At 42.4% G+C, this 16716-nt stretch carries 17 protein-coding genes; 11 read left to right on the forward strand and 6 right to left on the reverse strand.

Annotation, left to right across the window (positions count from 1 at the left end):
* Positions 1-209: 209 nt before the first annotated feature.
* Complete coding sequence (locus tag BLP85_RS13370) at positions 210-794, forward strand: YqiA/YcfP family alpha/beta fold hydrolase (protein ID WP_092820661.1); 585 nt, start codon at positions 210-212, stop codon at positions 792-794.
* Between the two features lie 14 nt (positions 795-808).
* Positions 809-2689: a DNA topoisomerase IV subunit B gene (gene parE, locus BLP85_RS13375; RefSeq protein ID WP_092820663.1), complete on the forward strand. Its 1881-nt coding sequence runs from the start codon at positions 809-811 to the stop codon at positions 2687-2689.
* 58 nt (positions 2690-2747) lie between these two features.
* On the opposite strand, the gene BLP85_RS13380 is transcribed toward parE, so the two are convergent.
* Together BLP85_RS13380 and BLP85_RS13385 are read right to left on the reverse strand one after the other, a co-directional pair.
* Positions 2748-3254, reverse strand: a complete 507-nt coding sequence (locus tag BLP85_RS13380; RefSeq protein ID WP_092820722.1) for a GNAT family N-acetyltransferase — start codon at positions 3252-3254, stop codon at positions 2748-2750.
* A 112-nt stretch (positions 3255-3366) separates the two neighbouring features.
* On the reverse strand, positions 3367-4116 hold the full coding sequence (locus BLP85_RS13385; protein WP_092820665.1) for an outer membrane protein OmpK: 750 nt from the start codon (positions 4114-4116) through the stop codon (positions 3367-3369).
* A 493-nt stretch (positions 4117-4609) separates the two neighbouring features.
* On the opposite strand from BLP85_RS13385, the gene BLP85_RS13390 reads away from it, so the two are divergent.
* The 5 genes from BLP85_RS13390 (at position 4610) to BLP85_RS13410 (ending at position 9035) form a co-directional block, all read left to right on the forward strand.
* Positions 4610-4987 carry an HPF/RaiA family ribosome-associated protein gene (locus tag BLP85_RS13390; protein ID WP_092820667.1) on the forward strand — a complete coding sequence of 126 codons (378 nt, stop codon included), beginning with the start codon at positions 4610-4612 and terminating at the stop codon, positions 4985-4987.
* 178 nt (positions 4988-5165) lie between these two features.
* On the forward strand, positions 5166-5708 hold the full coding sequence (locus BLP85_RS13395) for an ankyrin repeat domain-containing protein (protein WP_092820669.1): 543 nt from the start codon (positions 5166-5168) through the stop codon (positions 5706-5708).
* 15 nt (positions 5709-5723) lie between these two features.
* Positions 5724-6494, forward strand: a complete 771-nt coding sequence (locus BLP85_RS13400; protein ID WP_092820671.1) for a transporter — start codon at positions 5724-5726, stop codon at positions 6492-6494.
* A 17-nt stretch (positions 6495-6511) separates the two neighbouring features.
* A complete protein-coding gene (dsbD, locus tag BLP85_RS13405) occupies positions 6512-8350 on the forward strand; it encodes a protein-disulfide reductase DsbD (RefSeq protein ID WP_092820673.1) in 1839 nt (612 codons plus the stop codon).
* Positions 8351-8354: 4 nt separating this feature from the next.
* Positions 8355-9035, forward strand: coding sequence for a glutathione S-transferase family protein (locus tag BLP85_RS13410; protein ID WP_092820675.1), 681 nt, complete (start codon positions 8355-8357; stop codon positions 9033-9035).
* Here BLP85_RS13410 and BLP85_RS13415 read toward each other — a convergent pair.
* A complete protein-coding gene (locus BLP85_RS13415; RefSeq protein WP_092820677.1) occupies positions 9032-10231 on the reverse strand; it encodes a GGDEF domain-containing protein in 1200 nt (399 codons plus the stop codon). The two genes, BLP85_RS13410 and BLP85_RS13415, sit on opposite strands and share 4 nt — an antisense overlap.
* A 259-nt stretch (positions 10232-10490) precedes the next feature.
* Between BLP85_RS13415 and BLP85_RS13420 the strand changes: the two genes are divergently transcribed.
* On the forward strand, positions 10491-11057 hold the full coding sequence (locus BLP85_RS13420; protein ID WP_092820694.1) for an FMN-dependent NADH-azoreductase: 567 nt from the start codon (positions 10491-10493) through the stop codon (positions 11055-11057).
* An 84-nt stretch (positions 11058-11141) separates the two neighbouring features.
* On the opposite strand, the gene BLP85_RS13425 is transcribed toward BLP85_RS13420, so the two are convergent.
* The gene (locus BLP85_RS13425; protein ID WP_092820696.1) at positions 11142-12053 is read right to left on the reverse strand and encodes an alpha/beta hydrolase; all 912 of its coding nucleotides are present in this window, start codon (positions 12051-12053) and stop codon (positions 11142-11144) included.
* A gap of 154 nt (positions 12054-12207) precedes the next feature.
* On the opposite strand from BLP85_RS13425, the gene BLP85_RS13430 reads away from it, so the two are divergent.
* Positions 12208-12645, forward strand: a complete 438-nt coding sequence (locus BLP85_RS13430; protein WP_092820698.1) for a DUF2147 domain-containing protein — start codon at positions 12208-12210, stop codon at positions 12643-12645.
* A 73-nt stretch (positions 12646-12718) separates the two neighbouring features.
* Here the strand turns inward: BLP85_RS13430 and BLP85_RS13435 are convergent, their stop codons facing one another.
* Together BLP85_RS13435 and BLP85_RS13445 are read right to left on the reverse strand one after the other, a co-directional pair.
* Positions 12719-13066, reverse strand: coding sequence for a Spx/MgsR family RNA polymerase-binding regulatory protein (locus tag BLP85_RS13435; RefSeq protein ID WP_092820700.1), 348 nt, complete (start codon positions 13064-13066; stop codon positions 12719-12721).
* A gap of 483 nt (positions 13067-13549) precedes the next feature.
* Entirely contained in the window at positions 13550-14368 is an 819-nt protein-coding gene (locus BLP85_RS13445) for an exodeoxyribonuclease III (RefSeq protein ID WP_092820704.1), read from the reverse strand.
* 40 nt (positions 14369-14408) lie between these two features.
* Here BLP85_RS13445 and pyrE point away from each other — a divergent pair, with 40 nt between their 5' ends.
* On the forward strand, positions 14409-15059 hold the full coding sequence (pyrE, locus tag BLP85_RS13450) for an orotate phosphoribosyltransferase (RefSeq protein ID WP_092820706.1): 651 nt from the start codon (positions 14409-14411) through the stop codon (positions 15057-15059).
* Positions 15060-16136: 1077 nt separating this feature from the next.
* Entirely contained in the window at positions 16137-16601 is a 465-nt protein-coding gene (locus BLP85_RS13455) for a MarR family winged helix-turn-helix transcriptional regulator (protein WP_092820708.1), read from the forward strand.
* The last annotated feature ends 115 nt before the right edge of the window (positions 16602-16716 follow it).

A 16716-nucleotide genomic window follows, 5' to 3' on the forward strand; every position in this document is an offset into this window, starting at 1 on the left:
TTATTTTTTTTTGGGATCACGGTATAAACTCTTAGCTTTTCATTTTATATCGTTCATCTGGAACAGTTTTTACAATAACGATGATTGAGCTTCAGTATTAATTTTTTTGTCTGACAATCCTTGTTATATCTACATTAAAACAGATAGGCAGCTAAGACTTAGGCATAAAATAAATCTAGTTTAAATTTGACAATGATGCAATAAAAACCATGAACATCATTTATTTACATGGATTTCAAAGCAGTGCTTTATCCATAAAAGGCCAGCAAATTAAAGACTACTGTCAGCAGCAGGGCAATCTTCAGGTGCATCTGCCAGATCTCAACATGCCTCCAGCGCAGACAATCGCGCATGTGGCTGCCATGATTGAAAGTCTGGACCGGGTGGTGCTGGTGGGGAGCAGTCTGGGTGGCTTTTATGCGACACAGCTGGTCGCAAAGTATGGCGTGCCGGCTGTTTTAATTAATCCCGCTATGCGACCATGGCAACTGTTTCGAGACCTGTTTGGTGTCGAGCAGATCCCCTATGTGGTCAGTGAAAAATGGACCCTGGATCATACCCATCTTGATCAGCTTGAGCAGATGGCCGTGCCATTTGTGCAAGATGCGGACAAAATTTTAGTGTTATTACAACAAGGTGACGAAGTTTTGGATTATCGTGAAGCACAGCGCTATTATAGCAATGCTTCGCATCAGTCCATGCTGATTACCGAAGCAAATGGCAACCATGCGATGGAAAATTTCGCAGACAAAATACCGATGGCATTACAGTTTTTATCGGATTGTATAAATTAAGGAAGCAGTACAACGTGTCTCAATATACGGCTCAATCACTTGAAGTTTTATCTGGTTTAGATCCGGTACGTCGTCGTCCGGGTATGTATACCGATACCACTCGTCCAAACCATTTGGCGCAGGAAGTCATTGATAATGCTGTGGATGAGGCACTTGCAGGGCATGCCAACAAAATTACCGTCACGGTGTATAAAGACGGTTCCCTGTCGGTAGAAGATAATGGCCGGGGGATGCCGGTGGATATCCATCCGGAATATGGCCAGAGCGGGATTGAAATCATTCTGACCAAGCTGCATGCCGGCGGTAAATTCAGTACCGATAACTACCAGTTTTCCGGCGGTTTGCATGGCGTGGGCATTTCAGTGGTGAACGCGCTGTCGACTCGCGTGGAAGTTGAAGTACAGCGTCAGGGCAACCTGTATCAAATGGCCTTTGAACACGGCGAGCCGGTTGCTCCGCTTGAGGTGCTGCAAGGTAAAGCCCCGAAACGCGCGACAGGGACTACGGTGCATTTCTGGCCGGAAGCCAAATATTTTGATTCGCCCAAGTTTGCTTTAAAAGCGTTAAAACATAATTTAAAAGCCAAGGCCGTTTTAGCGGCAGGTTTGGAAATCAATTATGTTGACCAGATCAATGATGAAAAGATCAGCTGGCAGTTTGAAAATGGTCTGGTTGACTATTTAATGGATGAGCTGGAAGACCGGGAAATCATTCCAAGTCCCGCTTTTGTGGCCAGTGGTGAGGCCGAACGTGCCAGTGCCGAATTTGCGATTTGCTGGAATGCCGAAGGCGGCGAACAGATTCAGGAAAGCTATGTCAACCTGATTCCAACCGCGCAAGGCGGTACCCATGTCAACGGTTTGCGTTCAGGGGTTACCGATGCCATGCGCGAGTTCTGTGAACTGCGCAATCTGTTGCCGCGCAATTTGAAACTGTCTGCCGAAGATGTCTGGGATGGAGTGAACTACATTCTGTCGTTAAAATTTCAGGAACCACAATTTTCTGGTCAAACCAAAGAACGTCTATCGAGCCGTGAAGCATCCAGTATTGTGCTGAATATCGCCAAAGATGCCTTTGCACTGTGGCTGAATCAAAACTCAGACATTGCCATGCAGCTGGCTGAATTGGCAATTGCCAAGGCGGGTCGCCGTTTAAAAGCGGCGAAAAAAGTTGAACGCAAGAAGATTGTTTCCGGGCCTGCATTGCCGGGTAAACTGGCCGACTGTGTCGGACATACTCTGGAAGAATCGGAACTGTTTATTGTGGAAGGGGATTCTGCAGGCGGTTCTGCCAAGCAGGCACGTGACAAGAATTTCCAGGCGATCATGCCCATTCGCGGGAAAATTTTGAATACCTGGGAAGTGTCTTCAGATGAAGTCCTGGGTTCTCAGGAAGTACATGACATTGCCATTGCCATTGGGGTTGATCCGGGCAGTGATGACCTGTCAGAACTTCGTTACGGTAAAATCTGTATTCTGGCCGATGCCGATTCGGATGGTTTGCATATTGCGACCCTGCTCTGTGCCCTGTTTGTAAAACACTTCCCGGCCATGGTCGAAGAAGGGCATCTGTTTGTGGCCATGCCGCCCTTATTCCGTATCGATGATGCTAAAGATGTGCACTATGCACTGGATGAAGAAGAGCTGGAAAGCATTTTGAAAAAATGCAAAAGCAAAAATCCGCAAATCACCCGATTCAAAGGTCTGGGTGAAATGAATGCCAGCCAGTTACGCGAAACCACCATGGACCCAAATACCCGTCGTCTGGTGCAGCTTGATCTGGACGATGCGCATTTTACCGCAGGTCTACTGGATAAACTCCTGGCGAAAAAACGCTCGTCAGACCGTAAACACTGGTTAGAACAGAAAGGTAATCTGGCGGATTTAGCGGTTTAGTTTTTATTGGAATGCATACACATCTGTCTATGAAGAAGCCCGCAAGTGCGGGTTTTTTTTATGTGTTTAAATTGAGTTGCATTAACACCAGATTACGCCATTTTCCAAATTTTTGTCCAACTTCTGGCATATAACCCGTCTGCTTAAAGCCTAATTTTTCATGTAACACAATTGATGCCTGATTTTCATGATCAATCGCAGCGACCATCACATGAATATGATTTTGCCGTGCATGATCAATCAGTTGTAGCATTAAGGCCTTGCCCAGACCTTGCCCGCTAAAGTCCGGATGAATAAAGACTGAATGTTCAACCGTGTGTTTAAACCCGGTAATTTGACGGAAAGATGAATAATCGGCATAGCCTGCGATGTGTTTAGTCTCTGAATGTTCAGCAACAAATAGTGGAAATTGCTGCTCAGCAAGGTCTTTAAACCAGCTCTGAAAATCCTCAATAGACTTGGGTGTGCTATTCCAGGTCGCAGTGCCATTTAAAATTTCAGCATTATAAATTTTAAGAATGTGTTTCAGGTCTTGTGTTTGAGCAGGACGAATCAGAAAGTCCATGAGCATAGGCCGAATGAATCAATAGACTCAGGATTTTAGAAATAAACCTGATTTTCAGCAATAAAAAAAGCAAGACCGAAGCCTTGCTTTTTCAACCTTCACAACGAGGTGCTTAGAAGTGGTATTTGACCAAAGCGCTGACGTCATTTTGATCGACGCCTTGAATACCAAATTTGTTGTTCCAAACCGAGTGTTCAACACCCACGTATAGTTTGGTTTTAGGGGAGATGTGCTTGCCGACATTCCATTTGTATTGGCTGGTCCAGTTCAGCTCGCTTGCTTGAGCGCCTTTCTCAGCTGTTGACCAATCCAGGAAGGCATCTACCAGGAAATCTTCAGAACCTAGTTTAAACGGAACGGCATAAGTGATCGTCATTTGATAATCATCTTTAGTGAAAGCTGATTTCGAATCGTTATCTACTTTATAGAAGTTCACATTTGCATACTGGGTGTATGGAATATCTAAAGCGAAACCAATACCGTACAGGAAGTTATTAAACTCTTGGTTTTGATCGTATCCTGCATTGTGTTCCCAAGTTGTCGCAATAAGGACATCTTTAATTGGACCAAAAGAAAGGTCTTTTCCAGATACTTCGCCTAAGCTTAAACGTGGCGCTAACTCGAAATATGTATTTTGTTCATCATTGCCATCCAATTGATGGTCAACGAAGAAGAATACATCAGAATATTTAAGTTTAGCTGCATATTCTGCAGTAACAGTTGTACGGTCTTCAGTACCTACTTCATAGTTTTCACCATAAAGACCAGTCAAGCTGAAGTCTTGCCATACTACAGGTGAAGCTTGAGTGAATGCAGCAGTTGAAGCCAATGCGCATGTAGCAAAAATTTGTGTAAGTTTCATTAAAAAATATCTCCCCCGAGAAGCACACAAAGGATACAGATTCTTAAGTAAAAATAAAGCCAAAATTGATCAATGGTTAAAAAAATCGTCTATTTTGCTCAGATCACTTATCATCAAAATGACGACACAGCTTTGATACCCAAAAATACATGTTGATAAAAAAAGTAAAATGGTTGCAGGAGAGAATTTTATCTTCAAATAAATAATGTGATATTTATCAAACTATTTTATCGGAAAAGTCAAATCACCTATTCTTTATAGGGTATTTAAAAAAATATCAAAATACTACTTGCATAAGCTTCACCTAGACCCTTATATTCAAAGCATAAGGACACGAATCTGCAGACTCAAAAGTGTTCATCGTTCAATGTGGAGGAATTCGTTCCAGACTGATTTGAAGATGCTCAGCGCTGTTGTTAACAGCAAGGTGAAACGTGCCAAGATAAGAAGTTTTGCACAAAAAAGATTTGATGAATAAAGAGGATGAAATTATATGAACATTGAAATCCGTACCGATAAAAACATCCAAAATAGTGATCGTTTAATTACTTATGTTCGTGCAGAACTGAATGCTGAATTCCAACGCTATAGCGAACGTATTACCCATTTCTCGGTTCATTTCAGCGATGAAAATGGCGCCAAAGGTGGTGCAGATGATATTCACTGCATGATCGAAGCACGTCCGGCAGGTTTGAAACCGGTGGTAGTGAATCATCATGGCCATAATATCGATACTGCCATTCATGGCGCGATTGACCGCTTAAAACGCAGTTTGGAACATTTATTTGAGAAAATAGATGACCCGCGCGCTGCTGTGCCGGTACTTGCTGAAACTGCTGAAGCCAGTGATGTGGATGATGCAAATCATTAAGCGCAATTTTGCTTAGGTAATAAAAAAGCTCTTCGGAGCTTTTTTTATGGGCTTTTTAATCTGCTATTTCTGCACAAGTCAAAAGGCATTAAAAAATATAATCGGTATAGATTTAGCTAAAACAAATGACAGTTTATTCGGCATAATAGTCAAAAAATGATTGAAGAGTATTTTCTCCATGTTAACAGTGCAGCAACAAGTCTTTGTACAGGCAATAGAAGAACTGGATCTTGCCCAGGTGCAACGTCTTTTGGCAGAAGGTCTCGATCCGAATTTTATTGATCTGGAAAAAGGGCCGGCCATTTCTGTCTGGTCCGATGGTTTGTTCAAATGGTGGGAGCATATTTGCGAAGCCTATGAAGCCGGTTCACCTTTATCTGAACAAGAAAAACAGCAGAATCTGGCAGTTCATCTTGAAATTTTAGAGGCACTTATTCAAGCCAAAGTCAATTTACATTTATGGGATGCCGAAGAGCTGTATGGTCCATTATGGGATGCTGCCAGCTCTGCCTGTGTACCTGCCGTAAAACGTCTGCTGGATGAAAAAGTAGACCCCAACACCAAAGATGAAGATGGCCAGACCATATTATCTTCGATTAGTGATTTATTCTTTGACTGTGATTTTGATGAAATCAACTGGTCAGAAGCCTTGGCCGAAGAAAAGCAAACTTTAGAATTGCTCCGTAGTCATGGGGCCAAAATGACTAAAGAATTAACATAATTAGTGAGACAACTCATGTCAGTAGTAAAAACAGTAGGTTTCATTTTTGCGGCGGGTTTCAGTATCAATGCCATGGCTGCCGATTTTTCTTTTGACCGTCCAGGTGCGGGAATAGGCACAGGGATTACTCCAGTCGGTCAGCTGGCATGGGAACAAGGCTTACCCAGCCTCAGCTATTCAGAAAGTAGCGATGAAAACGGAATCAAAGTGAAAAATACCACTTTAAATGCCGACATGTTGTTGCGTACCGGTTTAGCGCAAGACCTTGAGTTGCAGTTGGGCTGGCAAGGTCCATCCTGGTCAAAAACCAGAACCGCAGGTCAGTCTTTTGAAGAAGACGGTCTGGGCGATGTCAGCATTGGGGTGAAAAAAGCAATTAATCTGGATGATGAAAAGCTGTCTATGGCCATTTTAGCCGAAGCGATTCTTGCAACCGGCAATGAGGGTTTTAGCAATCAGGATGATATTTACAGTCTGACTTCGGCTGTCGCTTATGAGTATAGTGATTTAATTCGTACCTCTATGACCATGCGTTATGAAGCGCAAAACAGCAATTGGGCGGTGACTGCAATACCGAACATTGAATATAAGATTACGGATAAATTGTCCGGCTTTTCTGAACTGGTCTATCGCAAAGCCGAAAGTCAACATTATGAATATGCACTGGGTTCAGGGCTGGTGTATGCGCTGAATGAGCGTATGCAAATGGATGCCAGTATTGGGGTGGACTTAAATGGTCGAGATAAAAATTATCAATCAGGTTTGGGCGTTTCTTTCCTGTTTTAATTCAAAAATAAACTGATATGAAAAAGCATCTTCAAGAGCTTGGCTGGTGGTTTCGGTTCGCTATATGCGGATTGATCGGTAGTGTGATTTTATTGTGCTCCATGACCCTGCAGGCACAGGAGCAATTGCTTGCAGCCGAGGATGCTTTTTCTTTGAGTGTTGAATCCAGCAGCACACATGAAGCTCAGCTGAGCTGGACAATTCCGGATCGCTATTATTTATATCAGCATAAATTTGAAGTCCGGCAAGGGACGCAAAAGCTGGCTTTAAATTTGCCGCCAGCGACCGATTTGCATGATGAAAATTATGGTCATACCCAGGTCTATTTTCACCAGGTCCAATTTAAGGTTCCCACCGAAGCCTCGAAAACTTATCAGGTAACGTGGCAGGGCTGTGCCCAGGACCGGATTTGCTATCCACCGCAGACCATTGAGTTCCAGACCGATATTGACGGTTTGGTGCTGCTGCAAAATCAGGCCAGAGCAAGCAAGCGTCTGCTGGATCTTTCTGCATCGTCAAACAGTTCTGTAACTGCTCAAAATACGTTGAGTGCTGGACAGAATAGCCTCCAACCGACAGTAAGGCCTGTCACACAAGATACTGCAAAGGATCAGATGTGGTCGGAAACACTGGCTGAAAGCTCTTTGGTGTATGGCTTATTGCTGTTTTTCGGTTTAGGCATCTTGCTGGCTTTTACACCATGTTCATTACCGATGCTGCCCATTTTAACCTCGCTGATTGTCCGGGACAGTAAAGGGCTGAAAGCTTGGATGATTGCCCTGGTGTTTGTTTGCAGCATGGCCATGGTCTATGCAGTTTTGGGCTTAATCGCTTCATCTGCCGGTTTGAACTTTCAGCGCTGGTTACAGCAGCCTTCCACCCTGATTGCTTTCAGTGGGTTATTTGTTTTATTTGCCCTGAATTTATTCGGTTTATTCGAAATTAAATTACCGCAAGGCTGGCTTAACCGCCTGGATCAGGCCCAATCGCTACAAAAAGGCGGCAGCCTGATTGGAGCAAGTGTCATGGGGATGATCTCGGCACTGCTGGTTGGACCCTGCATGACCGCGCCGCTGGCTGGTGCACTGTTATTTATCTCCCAGAGCCAAAGTCAGTGGCAGGGGGCACTCTTGCTGTTCACCTTGGGTTTTGGCATGGGAACGCCCTTGCTACTGGCCAGTGTCCTGGGGTCCAGGGTGCTGCCTAAAGTCGGGCTGTGGATGCACCAGATTAAGGTGCTGTTTGCCTTTATCATGTTGGCCCTAGCCCTGTATTTTATTCGTCCGCTTATTTCCGAGGCCTGGCTGCAATGGGCGGGCTTAGGTTTAGGCATTGCTTTTATTGCGTATATCTTTTTTCGCATCAGGCAACAAAGTCCGCTTCGGGCCTTATATATAATTGTCTTGCTCGTGGTGATGCCTTATCTGGCTTATACTCAATATCAACACAGCCAGCGGTTTTTTATCGGACAGAGCACCACCCAGGCCACCTGGCATGTGGCAAAAACAGCGGATGAATTTCAGCAGTTGCTCAGCAGTGTGCCCTCCAGTCAGCCGATTATTATTGATGTCTATGCAGACTGGTGTGTGGCCTGTCAGCCGATTGAACATCGGGTGTTAAAATCGGCTCAAGTCCAACAAGCCCTTGCGCCATATTTTCTGATTAAACTGGATTTGAGTAACTATGATGCCACGCATCAAGCCTTATTGAATCAATTGGATATTTTAGGACCACCCACCTATTTATTCCTAGATGCAAAGCAGCAGGAAATTCGGGGTTTACGTCTGACCGGTGCTTTTAGCGAGACTGAATTACTGAAACAGCTCGAGCTGTTTCAACAGCATATGGGACCATAATCTGATGTATCAGCTCTATATTGCCAATAAAAATTATTCCAGCTGGTCAATGCGCCCGTGGCTGGTGTTGCAGGCTTTTCAGTTGCCTTTTCAGGAAGTCATGATACCGTTTCCGTTCGAACGGAACACGGGCACATTCAAGCAGGAGGTATTGGCCATTAACCCCAATGGTAAAGTGCCGGTATTGATTGATCATGACCTGATGCTGTGGGATTCGCTGGCGATTTGTGAATATCTGGCAGAACGGCATCCCGATCAGCATTTATGGCCGCAAGATGTCAGGCAGCGGGCACGTGCGCGTTGTATTGCAGCGGAAATGCACAGCGGATTTTCCAGTTTGCGCAATGCCTGTGGCATGAATATCCGTGCCCATTTAGCCGATGTGGGGAAGCGTTTATGGCAGGACAATGCCGAGCTTAGGCAAGATGTAGCACGTATCGAGCAGATCTGGTCAGAACGTCCAGAGGTGAACGATTTTTTATGTGGTGAATTTTCAATTGCCGATGCATTTTATGCCCCGGTCGTGACGCGACTTATGACCTATGCCTTACCGGTGAACGAGTCTACACGGCAATATATGCACACCATGCTGCAACATCCGGCCATGCAACTGTGGATGGAAGGCGCGTTGCAAGAACAAGCCTGGGTGAATTATTTAGAATCGTATCAACAGCAGCCGCTTTAGCAGGGCTTGGGTTCAGTAAACAACTCTGCCTGATAACACTTGACCTGATTGCGTCCGTTGGCTTTGGCTGCATACAGCGCCTTGTCTGCCTGGCTGAGCAATTGTTGCGAATTCAGGGAGTGGCTGGATAGTGCGATGCCAAAACTGGCGGTGACCGGAATGATCTGTCCTGAATCACTGCATAAATGAAGCTGTTGAATGGCCTGACGACAACGCTCGGCAATAATTTGTGCCTGTTCCAGAGAAGAATGATTCAAAATCAGAATAAATTCTTCTCCGCCGAAGCGGCCGACCACATCACTATCCCGAATAATCTGTGACAGGACTTGACTGACCTGAATCAGGGTTTCATCGCCTTTATCATGCCCGTATTGGTCATTAATGCGCTTGAAATGATCCAGATCAATTAACACCAGGGCATAAGATGTACTTGGCTTGCGTTCCAGTTTTTCCAGAACGTAATTGATGCTGCGCCGGTTAAGTGCATTGGTTAACGGGTCAACCTGACTTAAATGTTGAATCAACTTTTCTCGGTGGCGCCATTGGCTCAGTAAAATTTCAAATAAAATTAGGCAGGTAATTAAAATCGGCACGATGAAATACATCATCGAAAGCACCCAAAACATATTTTGGTAGGGCAGAGTATCTAGATGAAACAACGGACCGTAACTGATTTGACCTTGCAGACTTAAATACCCGCAAACCAATAAAAATAATGTGGCGGGGATGAGCGCGCAATAAACGATTTTACGCTTAAACAGCACTAAGCCTACAGTGAGCAGACACATATAAGTGATCATGGTGGCAGGACTGAGCACGCCGACCACATAACCATCACGACAGAGTGAAATAACTAAAGCACCTACAGATATATAGGGGAGGTATTGTTTTACCCAGGCTTTTTTACGCCAGATCGAACATGCGTAAATCAGCCCAATAAAGATGGTCAACATCAGAATATTCATTTTCAGCTGCAGTCTGAGCAAGGGTAAATTTACCCAAGGCCAGACTTCAGGCGATAAAAGTACCAATACTTTCCAGATAATCCAGATCAGATGCACCGAACTTCCTAAAATCAGCATCAAAATGCATTTGTTCAGGACACTCCAGTTCATTACGCCCCCATCTTCTAACAGGTATTTCGCAATTTTTTCTTTGAACGAGATGATGTGTTTCGGTGAAAAGATTGGCTTCATTCGATAGATATAATCCTTGAGTTTTTAAATCATAAATTAATGTGAATTGAGTGGATTTATTTTTAATAAATCACAACATAGCACGTTTTTTCAGCAATAGTCATACCTATTTTTTGTACTTTTCGGTCTAAAAAGTATTTTGATCTGAATTATTATTGTACTAAATATAGAACGTTGTGTTGTATTTAAACCTATTATTCTATTTTTATGGACCGATTAAAATGTCTCCATTGAATAAATAGAGATGAAGGTAACAGGCATGAAAGTTTTACATATCGATTCCAGTATCTTAGGTGAGAATTCCGTTTCACGCCAATTGAGTCAGGCCATTGTCACTCAATTGCAAGCCAAACATGCAGATGCAAGCGTAGAATATCTAGATTTGGCGAAACAGCCCATTCCACATTTAACCGCTGAAATTTTGATGGGGAAAGATGCTGAACAGGCAGCCTTAGGCGAAAAAATTATTCAGCAATATCTGGATGCTGACGTGGTTGTGGTGGGTGCGGCAATGTATAACTTTGGTTTGCCTTCTACGCTTAAAGCCTGGATTGACCGTATCAGTGTGGCGGGTAAAACCTTCAAATATACTGAAAATGGCCCTGTCGGTTTGGCCGGCGAGAAAAAAGCCTATATCGCCAGCAGTCGTGGCGGCGTGTATGGTGAAAATAGCCCGGCAGATTTCCAGGAAGGCTTTTTGAAAACTGTATTTAACTTTACCGGTGTGAATGATGTTGAAATTATTCGTGCTGAAGGCGTCAATATGGGCGCAGAGTTAAAAGATCAGGCAATTGCCAGTGCTTTGGCTCAGGTAAAAAGCCTGTAATTCGCAATGATTCCATTCATGATTCCTCTTTGGTCAGCTTCGGCTGACCTTTTTTATGGGAAATGTTGAATTTGCTGATTAAATTTAGCTTTGATCCAGTGCATGGGCAAACTCGGCCAGGTCGGCCAGGGCCTGCTTGGCTTCATCAAACCAGGCATAGAACATCTGAAAATTGTGCCACATGCCGGTGTAGAGTTTAAAGGTGACTTGTACATTGGCCTGCTCGGCTTTTTCTTTAAAGCGCTGTGCATCGTCCAGCAGAATTTCTTTGGATCCTACCTGCACCAGCGTCGGGGGTAATCCGGCTAAATCTGCAAATAAGGGGGAAATAGAGGGGTGTGATTTATCCATCGATTTCGGGACGTAATAATCAATCCCGGTTTCTAAGGTTTCAATGGACAATAAGGCATCATGTTTCTGGTTATAGCGTAAGGATTCACTGGTGAGGGTTAAATCTAAAAAGGGTGACAACAGCATCAGGCCGCTGACCTGAGGCAGCTCTTCATCACGAATTTTAAGGGCCAAGGCCAAAGCCAGGTTGGCACCGCAGGAATCCCCGGACAAAATGATATCCTTGGCCTGTATGCCCTGAACCAACAAAGTATTGTAAATATCAAACAGTGCATCCAGGGCTTCAGGAAAAGGCTGTTCAGGGGCCAGAGGATAATCTACATGCAGCGCTTGCATCTGGGTGCGTGCCACCATGTCAGATACAAATGCCCGATGGGTATTTAAAGACCCTAAAAAGAATGCACCGCCGTGAATATGTAAAATAAGCTGGGTAACGTCATTGTAAGGTTTGATTTCTTCAGCACGTAAACCGGCAAGACGGATGGGGCGAATACTGACATTTTTATTCTGCGGAAATAGACGGCACATTTGTTCAATGGCAAAACGTGCTGAACTTGGCGCTAAGTTAAACTGGCTTGGCAGACGGATGGTGGTTTTTAAAAAACTTTCTGTAATTAATTGTTTCCATAACGGACTTATCTTCATGTTTTTTCCATCTTGTTATGTCTTTTGGGGGATAACTGGATATTTACCAATTCAAGTTACAAGATTACACTAAACGGTCACACGGAAAAATTGCAAATATGTTGTGACTTTTTAATACTAAGGCCGTCTACACTAGACTAGGAAACGAAAAAAAATGAAAAAAATTGCTCTTGCATTAGGATTGCTTGGATTAACAGCTTTGGCGAATGCTGCTGATCCTTTAAATGGAACAGTTTGGAAAACGATTGACGATAAAACAAAACAACCCAAAGCAATCGTAAAATTTACTGAACAAAAAAATGGCACATTGTCTGCGAGTATTCAAAAAGTTTTGACGCCGGGCGAAGAACAGGCATGTAAAAAATGTGAAGGTCCTTATCACAATAAATCTTTAAAAGGTTTAAAGATTGTTCACGGTCTTAAAAATGTCGGTGGTACAAGTTATGAAGAGGGTACCATTCTTGACCCTTCTTCAGGCAAAACCTATAAACTAAAAGGTGAACTGGCAAATGGCGGTAAGACCCTGGAATTACGCGGTTTTATTGGCGTATCCGTTTTAGGTCGTAACCAGACCTGGATTCGCGCAAACTAAGTGTGCTGAGCCAAATGGATTAAACAAAAAAAGCCTGACTTTCTCAGGCTTTTTTTAATATGGGGAAGTAGGCTTACTTTAATGCCCGATATGCGTCTTCATCAAAGCCCACGATATATCCTGAAGCAGTTTCAAGCACTGGACGTTTGATTAAGCTGTTATGGCTGGTGAGCGCTTCAATCAGATTTTCTTCACTGCTTAAAGCGGTTTGTTGTTCCGTTTCGCTCAGTTTGCGCCAGGTGGTGCCTTTTTTATTGAGGATAAGCTCCTGACCTTTGGCATCCAGCCATGTTTTTACCGTTTCAGCCGCAATGCCTTGCTTCTTGTAATCGTGAAACTCATAGGCAAGACCGAGTTCGTTGAGTAGATCAAAGGCTTTTTTCATTGAATTGCAGTTTTTGATGCCATAAATCTTTAGCATAAGTGAATCGTTCCATTTTCTCTTATGCGATAGCGTAGCGAAAATTATCCAGAAGCTCTAGCGTGAATTAACAGGATTAAAATTAAAAAATTCAGCTGTCATCAAACTGACATTCAGATCTGTAATGATAAAGCCATACATAAGAACCATATGATTATTCTAAATATGGAAAATAGAAAAAATAGGGAAATAGAAAAGAAAAATAAAGATGATGAAAAGAGAAAACCCGCATTTAATCATCCTGATCATGCGGGTCTCATTTCAACGTCCATTGTCACATCCTTGCAAAATAAGCTACCGAAGTGGTTTATTCTGTTTCATCCTACGGCGTCCTATCCCTTTTCAGTCTTCCTGACTTATCCCTGTGCCGTGCGACAATAATGCACTTAAAAGATGTATATAAAAAGCAACAAATTCGACATCTTTTGTAATCTATACGCTGGTATTGAGTGAACATGTGTCCACTCAATACCACATGATCAGTTATATTTTATAATCAATTATCACGGGTGCATGGTCGCTAAACCAGGTCTCTTTATAGACCCAGGCATTGACGGTACGGGCTTTCCAGTCCGGTGAGCAGGCCTGGTAATCAATGCGCCACCCGACATTTTTGGCACGTGCCTGTCCGCGATTGGACCACCAGGAATAAAGTTCAGCTTCTTTACGCACTTCACGGAAGGTATCGACATAACCCAGATCCTCATAAATATGGTCGAGCCAGGCGCGTTCATGCGGCAGGCAGCCTGAAGATTTCTGGTTGCCCGACCAGTTTTTAATGTCAATGCGTTTATGCACAATGTTGTAATCGCCGCAGACAATGATCGATTTATCTTCATCCCGCCATTGTTTGAGAATGTCTTGGTATTGATCCAAAAAATGGTCTTTACGGGATTGGGCTTCTTCACCGGATGAACCCGAAGGCAAATACAGCGAACAGATGTATACAGGCTTGTCCAAACCGAGATCAAATTCTGCAGAAATAAAGCGCCCTTGAGCATCTGCCAGTTCAAAGCCTAAACCATCTTTTACGGAGACAAAAGGCAGGCGACTATAAATGGCGGTACCGGCATAGCCTGCACGTTCTGCCGGGAAAAGGTGCGTGTACCAGCCTTCAGGTCTAAATTTTTCAGTCCACTGCGCATGGGTGATCCGGCTTTCTTGCATACAAATGACATCGGCTTCCGACTGTTCCATCCATTCCAGCAAGCCTTTGGTCACGGATGAACGCAAGCCATTTACGTTAATTGAAACCACTCTTAGAATTTTTTGATCACTTGGATAGCTACTCTTTGGTATCATGCGCAAGTCTTACCTCTATTTATGAATTTTGGAGCACCTCATGACGTCGCAAGCGACTTTTAACCCTCAAGCTTTTATCGAACTTGCATTATCACGTGGTGTGCTTAAATTTGGTGAGTTTACTTTAAAATCGGGTCGTGTGAGTCCTTATTTTTTTAATGCCGGTTTGCTCAATGATGGTGAAGCGTTAACGCTATTGGCTTCAGGCTATGCAGACAAATTAACGGCATGTGAGAATGTGGATGTGATTTTTGGCCCTGCCTATAAAGGTATTCCATTTGTTGCTGCAACGGCTGTAGCGTTGTCACAAAATCATGGCGTAAGTGTACCGTGGGGCTTTAACCGTAAAGAAGCCAAAGACCACGGTGAAGGCGGGGTACTGGTAGGGGCTTCAGTAGAAGGTAAAAAAGTCTGGATTATTGATGACGTGATTACTGCAGGTACTGCTATTCGTGAAGTAGTGACCATTCTTAAAAATGCCGGCGCGCAAATTGCCGGTGTATTGGTGGCGCTGGATCGTCAGGAAAAAGGACAGGGCGAATTGTCTGCCATTCAGGAAGTTCAAAAAGAACTGGAAATTCCTGTTCATGCCTTGATTACGATGAAAGATTTAATGGATTTTCTGGATGCTAAAGGCGAGAAAGATGCGTTAGCAAAAATGGAAGCGTATCGGGTGAAATACGGCATCTGATGGGACGATGCTTAAAAAGGAAGCCCTGTGCCACTGCTGTCCCATAGTTAAATTCCAGGTGTTTGATTTGTGAGTGTGGCAAGGATGCCACACATTCCCCATCACGACAGGATGTCGTGTATGGAGAATAAAGACTTTTGCCTACTTTTGGTCTGTCAAAAGTAGGGTTAAGCCTACACAAACTCACTTCAACTTTTAAAGAAAAGACAAGGCTGTGAGAAATTAAATATAAATAAATATCAGATATTTAAGCGTAAAATATCCTTGTATTGATTTGGTGCTGAAATAAAATTCAAATTATTGACCAGCAATGATCCTATGCTTCCTTTTTATCATTTTTAATTTATTCAGCGCTAAGACGGGAAAAGATTAAAAGAAAATTCTTCTTTCCTCAGGCTCCGTTGACGGATAGCCCTTTTTTAATTTTGCCCCTCAGAAAATTCGCTATTTCCGAGAAAATTCTGCTTTAAACTTATTCTAATAAAGATATCTAATAAATTAGTGAATATTCAACAAACTATATAAAATGCATATTGTGAGAAAATAAAGAAAGATTATTTTTCCTTTATTTTTTAAACTCTATACTCTAAAAGTATAAAATTTTAATATGTAAAAATACTAAATTAAACAGTATTTTATTTTTATCAAAAATATAAAAAAATTCATAAACTCAATTTTTTACTTATTTTAATAAGTTAAAAATTGCAGAAAATAGACGATTTTTCCAAAATAAATTAATGTTAACTCTGTCACATTTTTACACATCTGCAAAAATAAAATGGTATTTTTTGTGATAGATCATTTAACCATTAAAGTGATTTAATCATTTTGCCTAATAACAATAAATAAATATAAAAGGGAACTGTACCTAGAATTGGACTCTCTAATTCTTTTTATTAAAAAGAGGCTCGCAGAAGCAAAAAAGAATTAGAGAGTTAATTTTAAAAAGAGAGTAAAGGGGGGGATAATGAATCGCAGATATTGAGTGGGTAAAATGTAACAAAGATTAAAGGGAATAAAATAGAATGTATTTTAAAAGAGTTTTAATGATCCTAATGGGTTAAAAGAGGTGAGGTCGTGGCAAAAAAGTACAATAAGTTTTTATCTGGCTCTGCAGATTTTAATTTAGAAAATTCTCTATATCACTGGATTACTCAAGTGCATGCTCAATATATACAAAACGTTGATCATGCATTAAAGAAATATGGTTTAGATAATTCACGCCGTCGTGTCTTGCTGGCATTAAAATCTAAAAATAAAGCTAGCGTATCTGATCTGTCGGAAATGTTGATTTCTAAAATGTCGACCACCACTAAAGTGATCTATCGCTTAAGAGACGAAGGATTGGTGAGTACTTATTGCTGTGAGAAGGATGCCCGAATTACCCGAGTATTATTAACAGAGAAAGGACAACAAACAATTCAGAAAATTAATGATCTCAGCCTGATTGTATTAGAACAGTCCTTTGATGGTTTAACTCCCCTACAAATTGAGAAAATGCTGGATAATCTTAAACATATTTTTAAGAATCTTGCGCCTTAAATGAATGAAAGTAAATAAATGGCGAATTCAAACATGAGGTGCGACAGTTTGAAAAGTCTTATGATAATCAACAAGCTGAGCAAATTTCTCTAATGGTGTAAGCCAATCTAACGCT

Origin of the sequence: Acinetobacter kookii, assembly GCF_900096895.1 — a bacterium.
GTDB lineage: Bacteria > Pseudomonadota > Gammaproteobacteria > Pseudomonadales > Moraxellaceae > Acinetobacter > Acinetobacter kookii.